General features: G+C 73.5%; 20 protein-coding genes. All 20 read right to left on the reverse strand.

Annotated elements, in window-relative coordinates; translation table 11 throughout:
* Positions 1–128: 128 nt before the first annotated feature.
* The 20 genes from BDZ31_RS02790 to fliJ all read right to left on the reverse strand — a co-directional run bounded on the left by BDZ31_RS02790 (position 129) and on the right by fliJ (position 15,578).
* A complete protein-coding gene (locus tag BDZ31_RS02790; RefSeq protein ID WP_183340956.1) occupies positions 129–491 on the reverse strand; it encodes a response regulator in 363 nt (120 codons plus the stop codon).
* Complete coding sequence (locus BDZ31_RS02795) at positions 488–1,402, reverse strand: FliM/FliN family flagellar motor switch protein (RefSeq protein ID WP_183338764.1); 915 nt, start codon at positions 1,400–1,402, stop codon at positions 488–490. The genes BDZ31_RS02790 and BDZ31_RS02795 overlap by 4 nt, the downstream gene beginning before the upstream one ends.
* Positions 1,399–2,430, reverse strand: a complete 1,032-nt coding sequence (locus tag BDZ31_RS02800) for a flagellar motor switch protein FliM (protein WP_183338766.1) — start codon at positions 2,428–2,430, stop codon at positions 1,399–1,401. The genes BDZ31_RS02795 and BDZ31_RS02800 overlap by 4 nt, the downstream gene beginning before the upstream one ends.
* Positions 2,430–2,936: a chemotaxis protein CheD gene (locus tag BDZ31_RS02805; protein ID WP_183338768.1), complete on the reverse strand. Its 507-nt coding sequence runs from the start codon at positions 2,934–2,936 to the stop codon at positions 2,430–2,432. The genes BDZ31_RS02800 and BDZ31_RS02805 overlap by 1 nt, the downstream gene beginning before the upstream one ends.
* A 31-nt stretch (positions 2,937–2,967) precedes the next feature.
* On the reverse strand, positions 2,968–3,564 hold the full coding sequence (locus tag BDZ31_RS02810) for a chemotaxis protein CheC (RefSeq protein ID WP_183338770.1): 597 nt from the start codon (positions 3,562–3,564) through the stop codon (positions 2,968–2,970).
* A 26-nt stretch (positions 3,565–3,590) separates the two neighbouring features.
* Positions 3,591–5,648, reverse strand: a complete 2,058-nt coding sequence (locus BDZ31_RS02815) for a chemotaxis protein CheA (RefSeq protein ID WP_183338772.1) — start codon at positions 5,646–5,648, stop codon at positions 3,591–3,593.
* Between the two features lie 7 nt (positions 5,649–5,655).
* Positions 5,656–6,525 carry a CheR family methyltransferase gene (locus BDZ31_RS02820; RefSeq protein WP_183338774.1) on the reverse strand — a complete coding sequence of 290 codons (870 nt, stop codon included), beginning with the start codon at positions 6,523–6,525 and terminating at the stop codon, positions 5,656–5,658.
* Positions 6,522–7,622, reverse strand: coding sequence for a chemotaxis-specific protein-glutamate methyltransferase CheB (gene cheB, locus BDZ31_RS02825; protein WP_183338776.1), 1,101 nt, complete (start codon positions 7,620–7,622; stop codon positions 6,522–6,524). Before cheB ends, BDZ31_RS02820 begins: the two co-directional genes overlap by 4 nt.
* 35 nt (positions 7,623–7,657) lie before the next feature.
* The gene (locus BDZ31_RS02830) at positions 7,658–8,140 is read right to left on the reverse strand and encodes a chemotaxis protein CheW (protein WP_183338778.1); all 483 of its coding nucleotides are present in this window, start codon (positions 8,138–8,140) and stop codon (positions 7,658–7,660) included.
* Positions 8,141–8,216: 76 nt separating this feature from the next.
* Positions 8,217–8,597 (reverse strand): flagellar motor switch protein FliN, encoded by a 381-nt coding sequence (gene fliN, locus BDZ31_RS02835; protein ID WP_183338780.1) that lies wholly within the window; start codon positions 8,595–8,597, stop codon positions 8,217–8,219.
* 9 nt (positions 8,598–8,606) lie between these two features.
* Positions 8,607–9,050: a flagellar basal body-associated FliL family protein gene (locus BDZ31_RS02840; protein WP_183338782.1), complete on the reverse strand. Its 444-nt coding sequence runs from the start codon at positions 9,048–9,050 to the stop codon at positions 8,607–8,609.
* A complete protein-coding gene (locus tag BDZ31_RS02845; RefSeq protein WP_183338784.1) occupies positions 9,047–9,928 on the reverse strand; it encodes an OmpA/MotB family protein in 882 nt (293 codons plus the stop codon). The genes BDZ31_RS02840 and BDZ31_RS02845 overlap by 4 nt, the downstream gene beginning before the upstream one ends.
* Entirely contained in the window at positions 9,928–10,734 is an 807-nt protein-coding gene (locus BDZ31_RS02850; protein ID WP_183338786.1) for a flagellar motor protein, read from the reverse strand. Before BDZ31_RS02850 ends, BDZ31_RS02845 begins: the two co-directional genes overlap by 1 nt.
* On the reverse strand, positions 10,731–11,081 hold the full coding sequence (locus BDZ31_RS02855; RefSeq protein ID WP_183338788.1) for a flagellar FlbD family protein: 351 nt from the start codon (positions 11,079–11,081) through the stop codon (positions 10,731–10,733). The genes BDZ31_RS02850 and BDZ31_RS02855 overlap by 4 nt, the downstream gene beginning before the upstream one ends.
* A 91-nt stretch (positions 11,082–11,172) precedes the next feature.
* Entirely contained in the window at positions 11,173–12,045 is an 873-nt protein-coding gene (locus BDZ31_RS02860) for a flagellar hook-basal body complex protein (protein ID WP_221242791.1), read from the reverse strand.
* Between the two features lie 82 nt (positions 12,046–12,127).
* Complete coding sequence (locus BDZ31_RS02865) at positions 12,128–12,532, reverse strand: TIGR02530 family flagellar biosynthesis protein (protein ID WP_183338792.1); 405 nt, start codon at positions 12,530–12,532, stop codon at positions 12,128–12,130.
* Positions 12,529–13,071 carry a flagellar hook capping FlgD N-terminal domain-containing protein gene (locus BDZ31_RS02870; RefSeq protein WP_183338794.1) on the reverse strand — a complete coding sequence of 181 codons (543 nt, stop codon included), beginning with the start codon at positions 13,069–13,071 and terminating at the stop codon, positions 12,529–12,531. The genes BDZ31_RS02865 and BDZ31_RS02870 overlap by 4 nt, the downstream gene beginning before the upstream one ends.
* Before the next feature lie 16 nt (positions 13,072–13,087).
* Complete coding sequence (locus BDZ31_RS02875; RefSeq protein WP_183338796.1) at positions 13,088–14,422, reverse strand: flagellar hook-length control protein FliK; 1,335 nt, start codon at positions 14,420–14,422, stop codon at positions 13,088–13,090.
* A complete protein-coding gene (locus BDZ31_RS02880) occupies positions 14,419–15,135 on the reverse strand; it encodes a lytic transglycosylase domain-containing protein (protein WP_221242792.1) in 717 nt (238 codons plus the stop codon). The genes BDZ31_RS02875 and BDZ31_RS02880 overlap by 4 nt, the downstream gene beginning before the upstream one ends.
* Complete coding sequence (fliJ, locus tag BDZ31_RS02885) at positions 15,132–15,578, reverse strand: flagellar export protein FliJ (protein WP_183338798.1); 447 nt, start codon at positions 15,576–15,578, stop codon at positions 15,132–15,134. The genes BDZ31_RS02880 and fliJ overlap by 4 nt, the downstream gene beginning before the upstream one ends.
* Between the last annotated feature and the right edge of the window lie 113 nt (positions 15,579–15,691).

The raw sequence follows: 15,691 nt of genomic DNA on the forward strand, positions 1-15,691 counted from the left end.
GGGATCGACTCCGAGGGAGAGTCGCTCCTGATGATCGGCGCCCCGGCGGAGAGCTTTAGCCCGGACGTTTCAAAATGTCCGCGGAGGGTGCTATGCCGGCGCGTCGAACGCGCGCGAGGGCGCTGGCGTCAGGCCAGCGCCTTCCCGACCGCGTCCAGGACCCGCTCGGCCTGGAACGGCTTCACGACGAAGTCCTTGGCGCCGAGCTTGATCGACTCGAGCACCTTCGCCTCCTGGCCGAGCGCCGAGCACATCACGACCTTCGCGCTCGGGTCGATCGCCATGATCTCCCGCAGCGCCTCCAGGCCGTCCTTCTCGGGCATGGTGATGTCGAGCGTGATCAGCTCGGGACGCAGCTCCTGGAAGCGCTGTATCGCCTCCACGCCGTTGCCGGCCTCGCCGACGACCTCGTGGCCGCCGTTGGAGAGCGCGTCGGTCAGCATCTTGCGCATGAACGCAGCGTCGTCGACGACGAGCACACGTGCCATCAGGACACCGCTCCTTCCTGTTCGGGGGTTTTCGTCTGCGTCTCGGAGCCCTCGCGCCCGGCGACCTCGGCGAGGCGCAGGGCCCATTCGCCGTCGTCGCAGAGCACGAGCGTCCCGCTCGCGAAGCGCAAGCCGTTGACGTAGAGGTCGACCGGCTCCTCGGCCTTGCGGTCGAGCTCGAGCACGTGGCCGGCCGGCATCTCGGGGGCGGCGCCGAGCGGCACGCGCGCGCGGCCGAGCTCGGCCCAGACCTTGACGCGGATGTCGCGCAGCGCGTCGTCGAGCGCCACCTGCTCAGGCACCTCGCCGTCGTGGTGGTCGCCGCCGGCGCCGTTGCCGCTGACGTGCTCGATGCCCATCTCGTCGAGCGCGCGCGTCATCCGCACGACGAAGGCGTTCGGCACCAGCTGCACGAGGCGGCACGGCTCGTCGCAGACGCGGAAGGTCGCGCGCGTGCCGTGCGGCGCCAGCTCGTAGGCCTCGTTGGCCTCCGAGGCGCTGGCGAATATGCGCGTCTCCGGCGGCGCGATCTCGACCTCCTGGCCGAGCACGACGCCGGTCGCCGCGGCCGCCGCCGCCATCATCTGGTTGGCCGCCTCGGCGACCGCCGACAGCTCCAGCACCGTCAGCTCGGTGCCGTCGTCCTCGGGCGCCGGCTGGCCCATCATCGCGGCGGCCATCCGCCGCGCGCCCGTCGCCGTCATCACGAAGACGTTGCCGCCGGTGACGCCGTCGACGTAGGCGACGCTGACCGCGATCGCCGGCGTCTCGAGCGTTGCGAACGGGTTCGTGTCGGGGTTGAGGACCGAGACGTCGCCGCGCTCGACCTGCTCGGGGGCGAGGCTCTCCAGCACCTTCGCGATCGCCTCGGCGGTCGAGGCGCCGAGGCGCATCAGGGCATCTCTGGTGCTCATCGGAAGGTCCCTCCGTCGGGCGCGGGAGCCGCGGACGGCTGCTCGCCGGGCGAGCCGGCGCCCGCGGCCGCCGGGTCGCCGGTGATCTGGACCGCGCGACGCGCGCCGCTGCGGCCGGGCTGGGCGTGGTGGACCGGCACGTCCTCGGCGTAGAGGACGACGCCGTCGCTCGCCTGCATCCCGAGCTTGACGAGGTCGCCGGGCGCGAGGCCGAGCACGTCGTCGATCGCCAGCTCGACCTCGCCGACCTGCGCGCGCATCGTCACCGAGGCGCTGGCCAGCGCCGCCTCCAGCAGCGCCGCGGAGCGCGGGTCGGCGGCGCGCGCGCGGGTGTCGCGGCCGGCGATCTGGTCGGCGACCTTGTCGATCGCCGCCCACGGGATCAGCAGCGCCAGCGTCGAGGAGTGGCGGTTGATGCGCGACTCGAGCGTCACCGTCAGCGTCGGCTCGGAGATCGCGGCGATCTGCATCCCCTCGACGTGCGAGTCGATCTCCTGCGCCGTCAGCGACTGACCGGCGAGGTCCTGCCAGACGATCGACAGCTGCGTCGTCAGCGTCTCGAACAGGCGTCTGGAGAGGACCCAGTCGATCTCGCTCAGCTTGCGGACGCGCGGCGGTCTCTCCGGCGCGCCGCCGAGCAGGTACTCGATCGCCATCAGCATGAACGGCAGCTCGGCCGTCATCAGCATCCGCGTGTCGTGCGGCTGGACGTCCAGCGGCGCGCCGAGCGACGCCGGCGGCAGCTGCTGCTGCGCGGCCGACCACGTCAGCTGCGTCGTGTTGATGACCTCCAGCTCCAGCGGCACGCGCAGCTCGGCCGTCAGGCGCGCGGCGGCCGTCTGGCAGAACATGTCGAGCGTGCGCACGATGCGCCGCTCCTGCTCGCTGGTGAACTTGGTCGGGCGCGCGAAGTCGACCGTCTTCAGGCGGCGCCCGCGACGGCCCGCGGCGGAGTCGTCGGGCAGGTCGCCCTGCTTGGCCGCCTCGACGAGGGCGGCGATCTGGTCGTTGGTGAGGATCTCGCTCATCAGTGCATGACCTCCGCTGGTGTCCGTCGCGTGCTCGGCGAGCCGCTCCACAGCTCGACCTCTCTGCCGCCGGCCTCCTTGACGGTGATCGTCATCGGACCGACGTGCAGTCGCATCGTTCGACCGCGACGGCCGCCGACCTCCTCGGCCCGCACGGGGATGCGCGCCTGCGAGAGCGCCGCGCGCACCGCGGTCGCGTTGCGGGCGCCGATGTCGAGCGCGCTGCCGACGCCGACGTCGAACATCTGCGCGCCGCCGACGAGCACCGCCTCCAGCCGCATGCGGCGCGCGCCAAGGCGCTCGACCTGCTCGACCAGCGCCGGCACGGCGCGGTCGGCGTACTTGCCGGGCGGCGCCTCGGGGTCGGCGGCGGCGTCGGGCAGCATCACGTGCGCGAGCGCGGCGACCCCTCTCGCGCGGTCGACGACCGCGACGCCGATGCAGGAGCCGAGGCCGATCGACATCAGCTCGTCCTCCGGGCTCGCGCTCACCGCGAGCTCGCCCATCCGCACGATCCTCACCGCTCCCGTCCGACCATCAGGCGTTTCCGACGCCGAGGCGCCCGAGCAGCTCGGCGACGCCGCCGGTGGTCGGCAGCAGGAGGAAGGAGAGCGAGCAGGCGGCGTCGGCGACGTCGAGCTCGGAGTCGAGCACGAGCGCGACGCCGGTGTCGCCGACCGTGCCGGTCAGCAGCGACGCGACGATCGCGCCGAGCATGTCGCAGACGACGTGCGGCGGCTTGGGCTCCAGCGCCAGCCCCGCCATCGACGCCAGCGCGTTGATGTACGAGGTGCCAAGGATGTTGCCTATCTCGCCGATCGCCGAGTCGCCGACCTCGCTGCCCGGCTCGACGCCGAGCAGGCCGCAGAGGGTCGCCGCGTCCGCGGGCGGGAACAGCAGCAGCACGAGCGCGTCGATGTCGCCGGTGATCGGCAGCACGACGCTGCTGACGGTCGCGTCGGCCGGGCCGACCGCGTCGACGGCGTCGGCGAGCGGCAGCGCGAGCGCGCGCGGCACGGCCAGCTCGACCTCGCGGCCGAGCATGCTCGCCAGCGCCGTCGCGGCGGTCCCCGAGCCGATGTTCGCGAGCTCTCGCAGCGCGTCGAGCTGCAGGTCGGTGTAGTCGGTCGACACGTTCGGAGCTCCTTCCTGCGGCGACATCAGGACACGGGGACGGCTTCGGGCGAGCGCGCCGTGAGCGCGTCGCAGTCGACGATCAGGGCGATCTCGCCGTTGGAGAGGACGGCGCCGCCGGAGACGGCGGCGCGGTCGCTGACCTCGGGCGGCAGCGGGCGCGTGACGAGCTCGCGCTGGCCGACGAGCGTCCCGACCGCGAGCGCGAGGCGGCGGTCGCGGCCGCGCACGATCACGGCGTGGTCGTGGGCCTCGCCCGACGGCATGCAGCGGCCGGCGAGCGCGTCGCCGGCGTCGATCAGCGGCAGCACGCCGTCGCGCAGCACGAGCATGCGCGAGCCGGCGACGGAGCGGACCGCGTGGTCCTCCAGCCGCAGCGTCCGCTCGACGCGGTCGAGCGGGATCGCGAACGGCATCTGCTCGGCCTCGACCAGCAGCGCCGACATGATCGCGAGCGTCAGCGGCAGGCGGATCTGCGCCTCCATCCCGGCGCCCAGCTCCGAGGAGACGATCACCTCGCCGCCGAGCTCGCGGATCTTCGCCTGCACGGCGTCCATCCCGACGCCGCGGCCGGAGATGTCGCTGGTCGTCTCGGCGGTCGAGAAGCCGGCGGTGAAGAGCAGCTCGGCGGCCCGCTGGGAGTCGACCGTCGGGATCGCCTCCTCGCTGATCAGGCCGCGCTCGAACGCCTTCTGCGCGACCCGCGCGGGGTCGACGCCGCGGCCGTCGTCGCGGACGCTGATGATCACGTTGCCGCCGGCGTGGCGGGCCGAGATCTCCAGCACGCCGGTGCGCGGCTTGCCGGCCGCCTCGCGCTCCTGCGGCGGCTCGAGGCCGTGGTCGAGCGCGTTGCGGACGAGGTGGACGAGTGGGTCGCCGAGCGCGTCGACGACGGTGCGGTCGAGCTCGGTCTCCTGCCCGACGAGCTGCAGCTCGACCTCCTTGCCGAGCTTGGAGGAGAGGTCGCGCACGAGCCGCGGGAAGCGCAGGAAGACCGCCTCGACCGGAATCATGCGGACCTGCATCACCATCGCCTGGAGCGCCTGCGAGCTGCGCGCCAGGTCCTGGATCGCCTGCTGCAGCCCCGGCACGTCGGCGTCGCCGGCGAGCGTCTCCACGACGGTGCGGTGGATCACCAGCTCGCCCATGAAGTGCATCAGCTGGTCGAGCCGCTCGGCGTCGACGCGGACGGTCGCGCCGGCGTGGGCGTGGTTGGCGGCGCCGGCCCGTCTCGCCGGCGCGGCCGCGGCCGCGCCGCCGTCGCCGTTCGCGGTCGGGTCGCCGCCGTTGCCGCCGCCCGCGGCGACGACGACCGGCTCGACGTCCGCGGCCTCGGCCGACAGCGTCTCGCGCGAGGGCGGCGCCGGGAGGCCGTCGGCCTCCTCGACGACGACCCGCTCGACGTCGCTGACGCCGGCGGCGGCGCGCTCGATCACGTCGTCCTCGCGGTCGCTCGCCACCCATGCCTCCAGGCGGTGGCCCTGGAACTGCTCGACGCCGTCCTGCGCGGGGATCGAGCCGATCACCTCGCCCAGCTCGCCGAGCGCCTGGAACAGCATGAAGGCGCGCACCGACGGCATCAGCGCCTCGTCGGAGAGGTCGGCGACGACGTGGACGACGCGCGTCCCGTCGACCAGCTCGCCGACGGTCGGGAGGTCGGGCAGCTCGACGCCGCCGATCCGGTCCAGCTCCTGCTCGGGCGTGCGCTCGCGCACGAGGCCCTTCAGCTGCTCGACGAGCGGCTCGGGGTCGAGCTGCTCGGCGCCGTCGGTCGCGATCTCCTCGACCGCCGCCTCGAGCGCGTCGAGGCACTTGAAGAGGACGTCGACCGCCTCGCGCGAGAGGCCGTCGGCGCGCTGCCGCAGCAGCTCGAAGACGTCCTCCATCTGGTGGGTCAGCGCGGCGATCGCCGCGAAGCCCATCGTCGCGCTCATGCCCTTGAGCGAATGCGCGATGCGGAAGATCTCGTCGACCGTCTCGCGGTCGTCGGGGTTCTCCTCGATCCGCACGACCGCCAGGTTCAGCTCCTGGAGGTGCTCGCGCGACTCGGCGAGGAACATCGGGAGGTACTCGGAGGTGTCCATCAGCGGCTCACTGGCTCTTGCGATAGGTGAAGGGATGCGTGGCGTCGAGGCCCAGCTCGCGAGGCCGGCTGACGCGCTCGGTCGAGCCGATCACGAGGTAGCCGCCGGGCCGGAGGGACGCGACGAGCCGCTCGTGCAGCGCGTCGCGGACCTCCTCGGTGAAGTAGATGACGGTGTTGCGGCAGAGGACGAGGTCGTAGGCGTCGCGCCGCGGTCTCATCCGCAGCAGGTCGCCGACCTCGAAGCGGACGAGCGACCGCAGCTCGCGTCTCGCCTGCCACTCCTCGCCCTCGCGCGTGAACCACCGTTCGAGCAGCTCGCGCGAGGCGCTGCGGGCGTCCTCGTCGCTGAAGCGGCCGCGCTCGGCGCGCTCGACCATGCGGCGGTCGATGTCGGTGCCGACGATCTCGGCGCGGCCGCCGCCGTCGAGCTCGCGGCAGAGCGCCGCAAGCGTGTACGCCTCGGCGCCGTAGGAGCAGCCGGCGCTCCACGCTCTCATGCGGCGGAGCGGCGCCGCCGCGATCAGCTCGGGCAGCACCTCGCGCTCGAGCACGCGCCACTGCTCGGGGTTGCGCCACAGCTGCGAGACGTTGATCGTCACGCGGTCGAGGAAGCCCTCCAGCTCCGCTCTGTCGGAGCGCAGGGCCGAGAGGTACGCGAGCAGGTCGGGCGTGCCGCGGCGCTGGGCGAAGGTGCGGATGCGCCGCTCCATCTGCCCGCGCTTGTACTGCCCCAGGTCGATCTGGGTCAGCGACCGCACGCCATCGCAGAAGGCGACGTACTCGTCGCCGAACCGCTCGGCCTGCGGCCTCGGGTTCGGTCGGGAGATCTCGCCCGGAGGGCTCGTTCTGCCAGTGCGGGGAGCGGTCGCGCTCATCGGCCACCCGCTTCGGTGGTGATCGCGGCCGGCAGCTCGTGCAGCGGCAGGACCTCGTGCGCGAGGCCGGCCTCGGCGATCGCGCGCGGCATGCCGTAGACGGTGCAGGTCGACTCGGCCTCGACCAGCACGCGGCCACCGCGACGGCGGACCTCGCGGGCCCCCTCGAGCCCGTCCCTGCCCATCCCGGTCAGGACGACGAGCAGCATCTTCTCGCCGAACGCCCTCGCGACGTCGACGATCGTCAGGTCGGCGCGCGGCCGCAGGCCGCCGATCTCGGGCTCGTCGCTGAGCTGGGTCACGCGCGCCGGGTCGGTCAGCCGCAGATGGGCGCCGCCGGGCGCCAGCAGCGCGACCCTTGGGTCGAGCGTCTCGCCGCCGGCGGCCTCGCGCACGTTCAGGTTGGAGACGCGGTCGAGGCGCGCGGCCAGCGAGCCCGTGAAGCCGGGCGGCATGTGCTGGACGATCAGCGTGCCGGCGCCGAGCGGGGCCGGCAGCGCCGGGACCAGCTCGGCGAGCGCCTTCGGGCCGCCGGTCGAGCAGGCGATCACGACGATGCGTCGCGTCGCGGCGTGGGCGCGGGCCCGCCGCTCGGTGCGGCCGGAGCCGGCGGCGCCGGCGCCGCTCGGCGCGGTCCGCACGCGACCGCCCTCCGCGGGCGGCTGCGGCGCGCGCCGGCGCGCGCCGCGGCGCGAGGCGGCCGCGAGGCGGACCTTGTCGCTCAGCTCGTTGGTGAAGCGGTCGATGCCGTCGCCGACGGCCGGCTTGGCGACGAGGTCGAAGGCGCCCTCCGCGAGCGCGTCGACGGCGCGGGCGCCGTGAGCCGGCGAGAAGGCCGACACGACGACGACCGGCGTCGCCCGCTCGCCCTGCCTGCGCAGCGCTCTGAGCACGCCGATGCCGTCGAGCCCGGGCATCGCGAGGTCGAGCGTCATCGCGTCCGGCTGCTCGCGCTCGCACAGCGCGAGCGCCTCGTCGCCGTCCTTCGCGGCGCCGACGACGGTGAAGCCGGAGTGCTCGAGCGTCGCGGTGACGACGCGGCGCATCAGGCCGGAGTCGTCGGCGACGACGACGCGGGTGGCGGTGGCGCTCGACATCTGTGCGGTGCGGGAGTCCTTCGCGGCCCGGCGGGCTACGCGTGGACCAGGTCGGCGACGCCGTTGCCGCTCGGCTCGCCGCTCCCGGCGATCGTGCCGGCGGAGGCGAAGATGCCGGCCGGGTTGAGCAGGATCACGAGCCGGTCGTCGATCTTCGCGATCGCCTCGATCGACTCGTTGTCGGCGGCGGGAACGTCCTCGATCTGGGCCGACTCGACCGTCAGGACCTCCTCGACGTCGTCGACGATCACGCCGGCCATGTCGGTCGCGGTCTCGACGATCACGATCTTCGCCGACTCCTTGCGCTCGGAGGCGAAGCCGAGGCGCGAGGCGAGGTCGTAGACGGGGACGATCTTGCCGCGGAGGCTGATCACGCCGCGGACCCAGTCGACGTCGGAGGCGACGGAGCGCGGCTCGGTGTAGCGGATGATCTCGTGCACCTGCGTGATCGGCAGGGCGTACTCCTCGTCGCCGAGCGAGAAGACGACGAGCTGGCGTGTGGTCTGGCCTTCTGACATGGGGCTCTCCGGCGGTTCGGGGTGCCCTCCGGTGATCGGCACGCCGCTGCCGCTCTTGAGCGGCGGCAGCGGGCGATCAGACCGTGCCGGGCGCCTCGGCGGCCGGCTCCTGCGCCGGCTCGGGCGCGTCGTCGCGCGTGCTCGCGCCGGCGGCCCCGCCGCCGATCACGTCGGTGATGCGGAGGCCGAACTCCTCGTCGATCACGACCACCTCGCCATGGGCGATCGGCGTGCCGTTGACGAGCAGGTCGACCGGCTCGCCGGCCATGCGGTTGAGCACGACGATCGAGCCGGGACGCAGCTCGAGCGTCTCGCCGACCGTCATCCGCGTGCGGCCGATCTCGACCGCCAGCTCGACGGGGACGTCGCTGAGCCGGCCGAGGTCGTTGGCCGCGTGGCCGTCGTGGCCGTTGCGCTGGGGGCGCTCGAACGCCGGCAGCTCCATCTCGTGGCTCATCCGGGGCTCCTACTGGACGGCGACGTCCGTGATCAGGACGTCCTTGGTTCTCACGTCGGTCGTTCTTCTGATCTGGACGAGGATCGCCTGCTTGATTCTCTCGCGGCCGTCGGCGCTGATCAGCGTGTCGCCGTCCTGGTTGGTGACGACGTCGGTGACGATGTCGCGCACGACCGCCTCCTGCTCGAGCGTGCCGAAGCCCTCCGGCGGTCTCGGGCCGCCGCCGTGGCCGCCCGTGTCGGGCGCGGTCGCCTGGTGCGGGTCGAGCACGAGCGCGACGTTCAGCTTCGCGTAGCGGCCGTCGCTGAGGTTGAGGAGGAACTCCTTCGGCAGCACGTAGACGGTGCCGTCGATCTTGTGTCTCTTCTCGTCCTTGGGCTTGGCCATCGTGTAGGCGGCGCCGGCGCCCACGATCAGGGCTGCCAGCACGAGGATGACGACGTTCTTTCTCATGGTGTCAGGCCTTTCGATGTGTCAGGTGCGGCGTCGCGGTCGGAGGGAAGGGTGTTGATGCGCTGGAGCACGACCTCGACGCGGCGGTTGCGGGCGCGGCCGCGGTCGCTGCCGTTGCTCGACAGCGGGTGCTGGTCGGCGTAGCCGGAGGCGCCGATCCGTCTCCCCGGCACGCCGCGCTCGATCAGGAAGCGGACGACCTCGGTCGCGCGCGCCGTCGACAGCTCCCAGTTGGAGGCGAACCGCGAGGTGCTGATCGGCACGTCGTCGGTGTGGCCCTCGACGAGGACCGGATGCTCCTCGTCGATCTTCACGAGGTTGCCGACGTGGGCGAGCAGCGGTCTGCCCTGGGCCTTGAGGTCGGCGAAGCCGGAGTCGAACAGGACTCTGTCGGTCAGCAGCCGCACGACCAGCCCGCGCCGGGCGACGACGGCCTCGACCTGGTCCTCGAGCCCGTGCGCCTTCGCGTACGCCTCGATCTGGGCCTTCAGCCTCCGGAACGAGTCGTCCTCGCGACGCGCGTCGAGCGCGGCGGCGGCCGTTCTGTCTCTCGGCGTCGCGATCTGCGGCGTCGGCGGCGTGATGTTCGGGATCACCGACGACGGCGTCTCTCTCGTCGCGCTGACGCCGGTCTCGACGATCCCCTCGCCGCCGCTGATTATCTTGCCCGAGAAGGCGTCCCGCAGGGAGGTCTGCAGCGCCTCGAACTTCGACGTGTTGAGCGACGAGATCGAGTAGAGGACGATGAACAGCGCCAGCAGCAGCGTCAGCATGTCCGCGTAGGTGATCAGCCAGCGCTCGTCGCCGCTGCCGCCATGTCCTGCGCCATGTGCGCCGCCCCGTCCGCGGCGGCGACCGCCACGCTTGGGGGCGGACATCAGGCAGCCTCGCGCCGTTGGCCGTCGAGCGAGGTGACGTTGTCGTCGGCCGCTCTGCGCTCGGACGGCGGGACGTAGGAGCTGAGCTTGTCGGCGACGACGCGCGGGTTGTCGCCCGCCTGCACGGCGAGGATCCCGTCGAGCGTCAGCGAGCGCAGCTCGACCTCCTCCTCCGACAGCGCCTTCAGCCGGGAGGCGACGGGGAGGAAGACGACGTTGGCGCCGCCGACGCCGTAGAGCGTCGCGATGAAGGCGACCGAGATGGCGGGGCCGAGCGAGTCGGGGTCGGAGAGGTTCCCGAGCACCGAGATGAGGCCCATGACGGCGCCAAGGATGCCGAGCGTCGGGGCGTAGCCGCCGGCCTTCTCGAACGTGTTGGCGCCGAGCGCGTGCCGCGCCTGCATCGCGTCGATCTCGGCCTCGAGGATCTCGCGCACGAGATCGGGGTCGGTGCCGTCGACGACCAGCTGCAGGCCCTTGCGCGTGAACTCGTCGTCGATGTCGGCGAGCTGCGCGTCGAGCGCGAGGAGGCCCTCGCGGCGCGCCTGCTCGGCGATCGAGACGAGCAGGTCGACGCGGGCGCGCAGATCCTGCTCGGGCGGGTTGAAGGTGATCCGGTACAGCGTCGGGATCCGCTTCATCTGGTCGATCCCGACGCTCGCCATCGTCGCCATGAACGTGCCGACGAGCACGATCATGATCGCGGGGATGTTGATGAACGTCGAGGGCGACGTGCCCTCGAGCATCCCCGTCAGGAGGATCGCGACGAGGCCGCCGACGAGTCCGATTGCAGTCGATGCCTTCATCGCTCTGGGTGATCGACCGAAGTCGGCGGATTTTCAGTCGTGCGCGGCTCGTTGCCGTCGAGGGCGGTCAGCGACGGGCGGTCGCCGAGCCGCGAGGAGACGACGCGGGCCATCGCCGAGCCGCGCGCCGGCGGCTCGTCGCGGCGCCGGCCGAGCGCGTCCTTGAGGATCTCGCTGCGCCATGCGCGCACCTCCTCCGCCACGCGCACGGGCGACTCGACGACGACGATCTTCGCTCCGGTCGTGAGCGTCACGACGGTGTCGGGCGTCGCCTCGACGGTGAGGATGAGGTCTGGGTTGAGATGGAACTGCTCGGCGTTGTGGCCGAGGCGGTGCAGGACGATCACGCGGTGTCTCCTCCATGGACGTGGGCCGGCATGGCAGGGCTCGTGCGGCGGTCCCTCGTCCGCCGCACGAGCGCCTAGCCGGCTGCGGCGATCAGCGCTTCAGGTTCACCAGGTCCTGCAGCATCTCGTCCGAGGTCGAGATGACGCGGGAGTTGGCCTGGAAGCCGCGCTGCGCAGTGATCATGGTCGTGAACTGGGTCGCGAGGTCGACGTTGCTCATCTCGAGCATGCCGGCGATCGTCTGCCCGTTGCCGTTGACGCCGGCGGTCTCGACGGTCGCCGGGCCGGAGGAGGCCGACTCGGTCCACAGCGAGCCGCCGTTGCGCTGCAGGCCGGCCTCGTTGGCGAAGCGGCCGAGCGCGATGTAGCCGGCGACGACGCGCTGGCCGTTGGTCGGCGAGGCGGCGTCGCGGTCGACGTAGGAGACGCTGCCGTCCTGGCCGATCGCGGGGTCGGTCGAGCCCGGCGGGATCACGATGTAGGAGTCGGTCGCGTTCGGCGCGTAGGTGAAGCCGCCGGCGCCGTCGGGCGTCGCGGTCGCGCCGCGGCCGATCACGTAGTGGCCCGCCGACGTGATCAGAAAGCCGTCGCTGTTGGTCGTGAAGTTGCCGGCGCGGGTCCAGAGGAAGTCGGCCGTCGGGACCGCCGGCGGCGTGCCGTTGGCGACGCGGAACCAGCCGCCGCCCTGGATGTAGACGTCGAGCGGGGAGCCGGTCGTCATCGGGGCGCCGCCCTGCATCAGGTTGTCGACCGAGCCGAGCTGGACGCCGAGGCCGACCTGCAGCGCGTTGGAGCCGCCGTTGCCCTGGCCGGGCGCGGCCGCGCCGCGCTGCAGCTGGGCGAGCGAGTCCTGGAAGGTCGTGCGGGCCGACTTGTAGCCGACGGTGTTGACGTTCGCGAGGTCGTTCGCGGTCACGTCGAGCATCGTCTGGTTGACCTTCAGGCCGCTGATCGCGGAGAACATGCCTCGCATCATGAGGACATCACTTCCTTTCGCGGCTTCCTCGAGGAGGGCCGGCCGCAGTGGGGGTGTCGCGCCGGTCGCGTCATGCGATGACGGCGCTGTCGATGTTCGTGAACACGTGCTCGCGCATGTGCTCGGGGTCGACCGCCGTGATGACGGTGCGGTTTCTGACCGAGACGACGAACGCCGTCCCGTCGACGAAGACGACCGACTCGCGCGAGCCCTTGCCGGCCGCGCGCTCGACGCCGTCGCTGAGCCGTGCGAGCGTCTGCTCGCCCAGCTCGATGCCGCGCCGCTCCAGCCGCTGCAGCGCATGGCGCGAGAACTCGACGCCCTGCGCCTCCTGGGTGCGGCTGCGCAGGACCTCCTGGAAGGAGGGGCCCTGCACCGGCGCGTCGCGGCGCGGCGCGCCGGCGGGCGGCGCGGGCGCGGCGACCGGGGCGACGCCCGGCGGGACGAGCGCGGCGTTGGGGACGTTCAGGCTCACACGCCGCTCGTTCCGCTCGCGCCGACGTCGCCCTCGGCCTCGCCGCCCTCGTCATCGCCGCCCGGGGGCGGGTCGGTCGGGGGCGGGTCGGTCGGCGGCGGCGGTCCGTCAGGCCCCCAGACGGCGGTGACCGAGACGGGCATCACCTTCGCGCTGTCCTCTCTGATCGTCAGCTGCGGGCCCTGGTTGGTGAAGGTCACGCTCTCGACGGTCCCGGTGTACGTTCTGAGCTCTCTGCCGTCGAGTCTCAGGTAGGAGATCTGCTTGCCGATCAGGGCGATCGCGTTCTGGTCGTACTCGTTGGAGGAGGCCGCGGCCATCGTCTGGCCGAGGTTCGTGATCTGCTCCAGGATCGAGAACTGCGTCATCTGCGCCATGTACTGGGCGCCGTCGGTCGGGTTGAGCGGATCCTGGTTCTGCATCTGGCCGATCAGCAGCTTCAGGAAGTCGTCCTTGCCGAGGATCGACGGGTCCTTCGGTCTCGTCGTGTCGTAGACGGACGGGGCTCTGGTCGACGAGTTGGCGGGATCTACGGGCATCGGTTCACGTCCTTGTTCACGCGAGCACGTCGACGAGCGCGCCGTTGGAGAGCTGGAGCGCACCGCGCGGAGCGGCGGGCGCGTCGGTCGCGACCGCGATCACGGTCTCCTCGCCGCTCGCGGCGCCGCGACCGCCGGAGCCGGAGCGGCCGGCGGCGAAGGCGCCGAAGCCGCGCTGGCCGCCGGCCTGCCCGGCCTGCTCGCCCGAGGCGCCGATGTCGAGCCGCACGAGCGAGAGGCCCTGCTGCTCGAGCGAGCGGCGCAGGTCGCCGCCCGACTGCTGCAGCAGCTGCGCCGCGGCGGCGCTGTCGGCGACGACGCGCGCGACGATCCCGTCGGCGGTGTTGCGGAGGTGGACCTCGATCGAGCCGAGCTCGACCGGCGACAGCGAGATGCGGGCGTGGGTGACGCCGCGCTCGGCGCCGGCGCGCAGCGCCAGCCGCACCGTCTCGACCGCATGGTCGAGCGTGACGGCGCGGCCGTGCGGCGCCGCCGTCCCGGCCGGGGCGGCGGCGTCGGCGAGCTGGTGGAGCGCCGTCGGCAGCGGCGCGGCGGGCGCGCTCGCCGGCGTGCTCGCCGCGGCGGCGGGCTGGGACGCGGCGGGCGCGGCCGCGCTCGCGGTCGTCGAGGCCGCGGTCGTCGGCTCGCCGGCGGCCTTCGCCGTCGTCGCCGCCGGATCGGCGGCGTGGCCGGCCGCGGGGCGCTGGGCGCCGCCGCCGGAGTCGGTGCGGCCGTCGCCGCCGCTCGCCTGACCGTCGCCGGCGGAGGCGCCGGCTCTCGCCTGCGTCTCGCCGCGGGCGGCGCTCGGCAGCTCGATCCGGCCCTCCGGCGCGGTCTGGGCCTGGTCGGCGGAGGCGGGGAGCGCGGGCGTCTCGACGGCGGTCGCCGGGACGGCGGCGACGCTCGACACAGACGCGGGGAGGGCCGTCGGCGCGGCCTCGCCGGCGACGGCCGGAGCGACCGGCGCGCCTGCCGGCGCCGCGTTCGACGCGATCGGCGGCGCGGCGGGCGCGGCCTGCGCGGCAGCAGCCGTCGCGGTCTGCTGCGGCGGCGCGGGCGCGACGCCGTCGAGCAGCGCGGCGAGCGCGGCCGCCAGCGTGGCGGGGTCGCCGGCCCCCGGCTGCGCCGGGTCGGCGTCGGCGGGCTGCGAACCGGTGCCGGGGCGGCCGGTCGCGCCGCCCGCGCCGTTCGCGCTCTGCTGCTTGGAGAGGCCTTCCGCAGTGGCGGTCCGGGCCTGCTGGTCGAGCACCGAGGCGAACGGGTCGCGTTCCGACGGTGCGGAGCGGCCCTTAGGCGGCCCCGTGGTCGCCGGCGGCGGCGCGGCCACCGGCGGCGGACTGGAGATGCTCATGTGATCGATCCCGATCCGGTCGTGGGAGGGAGCGCGCCGTGGGCCGGCGCGGCCGGTGCGCTGCGGTACTGGTCGGCGTAGGCGACGACCTTCTGCACGTACGCCTGCGTCTCGGCGTACGGCGGCACGCCGCCGAATCTTCTGACGGCGCCGGGGCCGGCGTTGTAGGCCGCGAGCGCCAGCGTGAGGTCGCCGCCGAAGGCGTCGAGCTGCTGGCGCAGGTAGCGCGCGCCGCCGTCGATCGACTGGGCCGGGTCGAGGCGGTCGGTGACGCCGAGCGAGGCGGCGGTGCCCGGCATCAGCTGCACGAGCCCGGCGGCGCCGGCGCCGCTGGTCGCGGACGGATCGAAGTTCGACTCCGCCCGGATCAGCCCCTTGAGGACGGCCGGGTCGAGCCCGTATCTCTGCGCCGCGGCGGCGATCAGGCCGTCGAACGGGCTCGGCTCGCCGAGGTTGGCGGTGCCCGCGGCGGTGACGTTCGAGCCGTAGCCGGCGCCCGGGGCGCCGAGCGCGGCGGAGGCGACCTGCTGGCCGACGCCGGCGGCGGTGAGGGCGGAGGCGAAGCTGGCGCCGCCGTGCTGCGCGGGCGCGGCCGGCGCTACCTGCTCGGCGCCGGTGGCGCGCGCGACGAGCGCCTGCAGCTCGGCGATCCGCGCGATCGCCGACTGCGCGCCGACGGCGCCGGGGGCGGCGACCGCGTCGACGGCGCTCACGGCGCTCTCCGGCGGTGGAGGGTGAGGGCGATCTCGTCCATCGCGGCGCCCTCGACGCGGGCGAGCTCGCGGACGTGGTCGATCCGCTGTCTCTCCTTCAGGCGCTCGAGCGCCTGGCGGTCGCGGGCGGCGACGACGAGCGCGGCGCGGCGCTGCTCGACCTCGGCCTCGTGGCGGACGAGGTCCTGCTGCCCGGCGACGCGGTCGCGCTCGACCCGCTCGAGGTACTGCTGGCGGGCGATCAGGTCGATCGCGCTGGTCGGCGCGGCGGCGAGGCTGCGCTGCTGCTCGCGCGCGGCGTCGAGCGTCTGCGCCGTCCTGCGCAGGCGCTCCTCGCAGTCGGTCCGGCGCGAGAGCGCGCCGGCGAGCTCTTCCTTGGCGAGGTCCTCGCCGCGCTCGCGCAGTGCGCGCACGCGCTCGAGGCGGAACTGGAAGGCAGTCACGACCCGGTGATCGACCCGACCCGCCCAACATTCACCCCCTGGACGGATGTTCGACTCACCTGCCTCGCCACAGATGGAGCCATGCCTACGCAACATCGTTGCGGCGCGCCTCC

It is taken from the genome of Conexibacter arvalis, assembly GCF_014199525.1.
Taxonomy (GTDB): Bacteria; Actinomycetota; Thermoleophilia; order Solirubrobacterales; family Solirubrobacteraceae; genus Conexibacter; species Conexibacter arvalis.